The following is a 4,853-nucleotide window of genomic DNA, read 5'->3' on the forward strand; positions in this document are numbered from 1 at the left end:
GTTGATGGTTTCGGGCCTGAGGATGATCACGCTGCCTCCTGGGTGGGACGTTCGACGAGTATGCCGCGCTCGAAGCGGCCGCCGGCCCTGACCAGGGCAACGAGATGGGGCGCGTTCACCGCGCGCCACCGGTGCTGGGCGGACTCGACCAGCTTGAGCACCATCGCCAGGGCGGCGGCCCGGGAGCCGGCGCCCTTGCTGGCCGGCTAACTCGGCTATGTAGGCGTTGACTTCAGCTTCCAGCGCGGCGGCCAGCATCCTGCGCGCCCCCTCCCGGGCGATCTCGTCCAGCAGCGACGCCCCGCCAGTGGTGGTGCCTTCGGTGTTGACTACGGTGAGCACGGACGTACCTTCCCGACCGACGCGCCCACGCCGGCCTTGCTCACGACCTATCAATCGATCACCAGGGAAAGTACGTCCTCCCCAGCGATCCACAGGTTCCGAGCATTGCTCGACGGTCAGCTGGCATCCGGGCTGGATGCCCCGGCGGGTGAGGGCGTCGGCCCTCGCCTCCAGGACGGTGCGTTCGGTTGGCGGGCGCCAATGTGGTGCTGCGATCCGGTTCGGGTGCAGGACGTGCTGGTCAGTGACGCGCAGGTCGTCGGCGAGGTAGGCGACGTCGATGATGAAACGCCTGCCGAGGGTGTACATGTTGCGGGGTCGATGAGCAGCAGCGCGCCGTCGATACCGCCGCGGCCGAGGAGGCCACGGGTTCGGGCGGCGCGTGTGGCGGTGATCTCGATCGGGACCGTCGCGGTGGGGGGCATGTGCGTGGCCGTGGCCAGCCTGGAGCGGGGCCGCGGGGATCTGCCCCAGCCGGGCGAGCACCTTGCCGGCCGCCGGGCGGCCCTACGGGGCACGGAAGAGGCACTCGGTGATCAGCGCCGCCAGGAGCGGCGGAGCGGTGGTGAAGGGCGGCAGGGCTCCGTGCAGGTGGGCGGGCAGAGAGGACCGGCAGTACGGGGACCTGGGTAGGAAGGGGGCGGGGGAACCGCTGGTCGAGCGCTTGAAGGACTTCGTGCGTCGCAGCCCAGCTCGTTCAGGCGGCAACCGGCATGTCATTGCGGGAAGCGGGGGTTTACCTCGGGATCCCTTCGGCGTGGATGGATGACTGGTGCAGATTCCGCCCCCTGGAGGAGCGGATCCACGGGCGGCGAGCCGATCTGGCCGTACTCTTCCAGCGCCTCACCGCGCACATCGCGCGCCAACTGCCGACCGACTACCGGGCCCGACGCCGGCACTTCGCGCACTGGACACTCCCGACGTCAGACATGGAGGAGATCACTGGGGCGTACCGCGGGCGCCAGCGCCGCATCGCCGCCGGCTCGCTCAAGAGCCAGCGTCTTCACGCCTGCTGCTCCGCCGTGGCGTGGTCTCTTCTCACCGGCAGCGAGTGGCGGCTGGCACCCAGCATGCAGCCGCCCATGACGCCTCCAAGCGGCCCCACCCTCACCGACATCTCGCTGACCTCCCAACCCCGCACCCCGCCGGCCGGCCAGCACTTCTACCAACACCTGCGCACGCAGCTCGCCAGCTACACCGCTGAGGTTCGAAGCAGCATGCGCAGTGTCGGTGGACCGTGAGCCGCACTGGCCCGGGCAGGACGGCGGCACCCGGTGCGGTCTGCCTGGTGTCGGCGTGTGTCTCGGCCACGAGTTGAGGTTCAGCCGGCTGGATGGAGGTATGGGCGGCGTTCGCAGACTGTCATTGCGCACCCGCACCGCCAGGCAGCTATGGTCCCCAGGTGACACGGTCAGGCAGAGGGGCGCCGCCTGGTGCCGCCGCCGCTGCCGTTCAGCGGGATCAAGGTCTCCAGATGAGCGCCCTTGACCCAGGAGCCCAGCAGATCGCGGTGCAGGGCAACGATGTCCTGGCGCAGCGCCAAGCCGAGTGCGGCCTTCGTGAACGTGCGGCAGGTGGTGACGAACAAAGCGACGTCGGCGCCGTGTTCGAGGCGGGCGGTGCCGACGAACTTCTGCATGTCCTGCGAGGAGACGCTGCGGTGTGGCGCGTACTTTTTGCACTGGACGACCAGTTTGCGGCCGTCGGCCAGGTAGCCGACGACATCCGCGCCCAGGTCGCCGCTCTTGCCGCTGACGACGACCTTCGTGCAGCCGTCCCGCCGGCACAGGTCGGCGACGTACGTCTCGAATTCCTGCCAGGACAACGCGTCGACCTCGGCCATCGACAATTCCCGCGCCTGGGCCTCCTCCTGCGCCCGCCACGCGCGGTCCTGGCCGACCGCGCGACGGTGCGCCCGCAGCAGCGCCCATCCGGCCCCGCCCACCACGGCCGCGGCGAGCACGGTCACCAGGACGGGCCACACCACCGACCAGTGCCGGGCCACCCACACCGCGGCGGCCAGCGCCACCACCGCACCCCAGCCCTGCAGCTGCCTGCGCGTCCGCTTCTTCAAGCGCCAGCGCCGTCGACGTGCCGCCATCACTCCGCCTCTCCCCGGGCCAGTGCCCCGCAGCGGGCGTCGGCGGGCGCCGTCCGGCCCGTGCGTGGGCAGGGGTTCATCGGCTGGCCTGGGTGACGCCGCTCGCGAGCTGTCCCAAGATGTTCAAGATTCCCTGGCCCGCCGGGGTGGGTGCGATAAGGACGCCCAGCGCCAGGACGATGACGACGGTCAGCTTCTCGTCGAAGCGGCTGCGGGATTCCGTACGCCGCCGCAGCCGGAAGAACACGATGACTGCGAGCAGCAGCGTAACGTTGATGGTCAGCAACCGTCCCGACCTCCCCCAATACGACCGGTCATCACCAGGCGGGGGCGGCAGCACGCCACCCCAGCCTTCTTATGTAGCGGGGGCACAGTGATGTTGGGACCTGGTTGCCGGAGACTGGCACAAAGCCATCGGACCTGGCCGAATACCGCACGGTGGATCACCGTGGACGGGCACGGCGATGCATGCGACACGGCGGCAGACCGCTCACGGCTCCGCGCACTAACTTGAGTCGCACCTTGCCCAACTTGAATGAGGAGGGTTAGGCCACGAGGTACTGCCTCCCCGACGCCGTCGTTACGCCTTGTGTATCGGGCCTGATGTGGTGTCCCAGCCTGGGGAGCGCGGGACGGTGAAAGGATGACGAGGGTGACGGCAACAACCACTGACATCGAGACGGCGGCGGGCGTGCTGCGCGCCGGGGGCCTGGTGGCCCTCCCGACCGACCAGTTCGGCGTAGGTCCGGTGTGGGAGCGGGCCGGGGTGGGGGTCGTCGTGCTCCGCGCCGTAGGCCCGGCCGTTCAGCAGCTGCTCGTCGCCGTTCATCTGATCAGCGTTGCAGCCGCCACCGACAACGCGGGCTTGCCCAGGGCCGGCTTGGGCTTGCCCGCGTCGTCGGTGGCCGCGGCTTGCCCGGGTCAGGTGCGGAAGCGGGAGAGCCAGCCGCTGGCCTTCTGCGCGGCGGCCTGTTCCTCTGCCTCCTGGCGCAGGCGCTCCTGCTCCTGGCGCTCGCGTTCGTCGGCTTCGGCCTGCTGCTCGGCTGCGACGGCCCGGTCCTGGCAGTCCTCGCACAGGTGCGGGTACGACTGGCGCTTGCTCCAGTCCCGGGTGTAGCCGATCGCCTCCCACCTGGCATCGGTGAACTTCTGCCCGCAGTCTGCGCAAACCGGCCGCCGCGCCTCCCGCTGAGCGGCTTCCCGCTCTGCACGGCGCCGTTCCTCTTCCCTGGCGGCCTGGCGGCGGCGAGCGAGGTAAGCGTCCCGGCGGGCGTTGCCGATCGCGTCCAGCAGCGGCTGGCGATGGTCGCGGCCGAAGCGCCAGAAGGCGGGCCCGGCCGGGCCGTGTTCGCGCAGTTCCTCCAGCGTGGTCGCCACGATCGGGATGCAGCGGTCGTAGGAGTGGTAGCCGCCCTCGGGATGCCACCGCCCCTGCCAGTGGTGGCGGGTGAGGTCGGCGACCCTGGCCAACTGGCTTTTGGCGGAGCGCTTGCCGACCTGGTGGAAGACGAGCAGGACCGGCGGGTGCACCCGCTCGTACTCATCACAGGCGGGTGCGGACCAGCGGGTGCGCCACAGCGGCTTCTCGATGCCGTCGGTGTCCTTCTCCTGCCGCTGGAAGAACCGGGCGTACTTGTCGAACTTCCTCGCGATGAGGACGGCTTCCTCGGTGCAGTTGTCGACCTCGATGAACAGCAGCGGCACCCCGGCCTCCGGGGCGGTCAGGACGACGTCAGCGCGGGCGCTGCCGATCGCGGGGTTCTTCCAGGTGCCCTTCACCGGGAGCGCGACCTCGGTGGCGTAGGAGGCGAGGGTGCCGATGCCGTCGTGCGCGGCGACGGCGGCCCGCGCGGTCGCGATCGCTTCGGCCGGCTCCCGCATGACCTTGTTCAGGTTCGGCTTCGGGCGGATCAGCGCGATGACCGTCTCGTTCGCCGTCATCGGGTGCGAGGCGCCGGAGCGGCCCGCGCTCTTGGGCATGCCGCCCATCTCCTCTGTCTCGCGGTCCAGGTCGATCGCGGCGGCGGCCAGACCGTCCTTCGTGAGCAGCCGGGTCTCCTCACTGCCTCGCGTGCGGCCGCCGTCGACGGCCAGGCCGTGGCGCCGAAGGTCGTTCACCGCGGCGCGGTAGGAGGCGGTCCGGGCTTCCTTCTGCTTGGCCGCCGTCGGCTTGGTCGTGTGCCGGTAGGTCAGGTGAGGCGAGGACAGCCGCTGGATTTGGTCGGCGGTGGCGACCTTGAGCACTCCGAGGACTCGCAGCACATCCGCGCGCAGGTCGTTGCTCGATCCCGCCTCGTTCTCCTTGCGCTTGCCCGCCATCAGGCTCGCCCTCCCGTCGTCCGCGACCGGCCAGCGGCCGGGCGCCGGCCCCCGGCCGTGGAGGGGACCGGACCCCCGAACCCGATGATCT

4 protein-coding genes and 1 pseudogene are annotated in these 4,853 nt (G+C 70.6%); 1 reads left to right on the plus strand and 4 read right to left on the minus strand.

The annotated features are described in order from the left end of the window. Positions 1-26: 26 nt before the first annotated feature. Positions 27-200 (minus strand): annotated as a pseudogene (locus ACZ4SF_RS37960) (IS256 family transposase); the annotation flags it as partial. A gap of 903 nt (positions 201-1,103) precedes the next feature. Between ACZ4SF_RS37960 and ACZ4SF_RS37965 the strand changes: the two are divergent. After that, on the plus strand, positions 1,104-1,583 hold the full coding sequence (locus tag ACZ4SF_RS37965; protein WP_468393604.1) for a hypothetical protein: 480 nt from the start codon (positions 1,104-1,106) through the stop codon (positions 1,581-1,583). A 170-nt stretch (positions 1,584-1,753) separates the two neighbouring features. On the opposite strand, the gene ACZ4SF_RS37970 is transcribed toward ACZ4SF_RS37965, so the two are convergent. The 3 genes from ACZ4SF_RS37970 to ACZ4SF_RS37980 all read right to left on the minus strand — a co-directional run. Further along, positions 1,754-2,443, minus strand: a complete 690-nt coding sequence (locus ACZ4SF_RS37970) for a restriction endonuclease (protein WP_468393607.1) — start codon at positions 2,441-2,443, stop codon at positions 1,754-1,756. Positions 2,444-2,519: 76 nt separating this feature from the next. Beyond that, complete coding sequence (locus tag ACZ4SF_RS37975) at positions 2,520-2,729, minus strand: hypothetical protein (protein ID WP_468393610.1); 210 nt, start codon at positions 2,727-2,729, stop codon at positions 2,520-2,522. Between the two features lie 635 nt (positions 2,730-3,364). Continuing rightward, positions 3,365-4,853 (minus strand): replication-relaxation family protein (locus ACZ4SF_RS37980; protein WP_468393613.1); only part of this gene is annotated, 1,489 nt, incomplete at its 5' end.

The sequence above is a fragment of the Streptomyces sp. NPDC027663 genome (assembly GCF_055566415.1).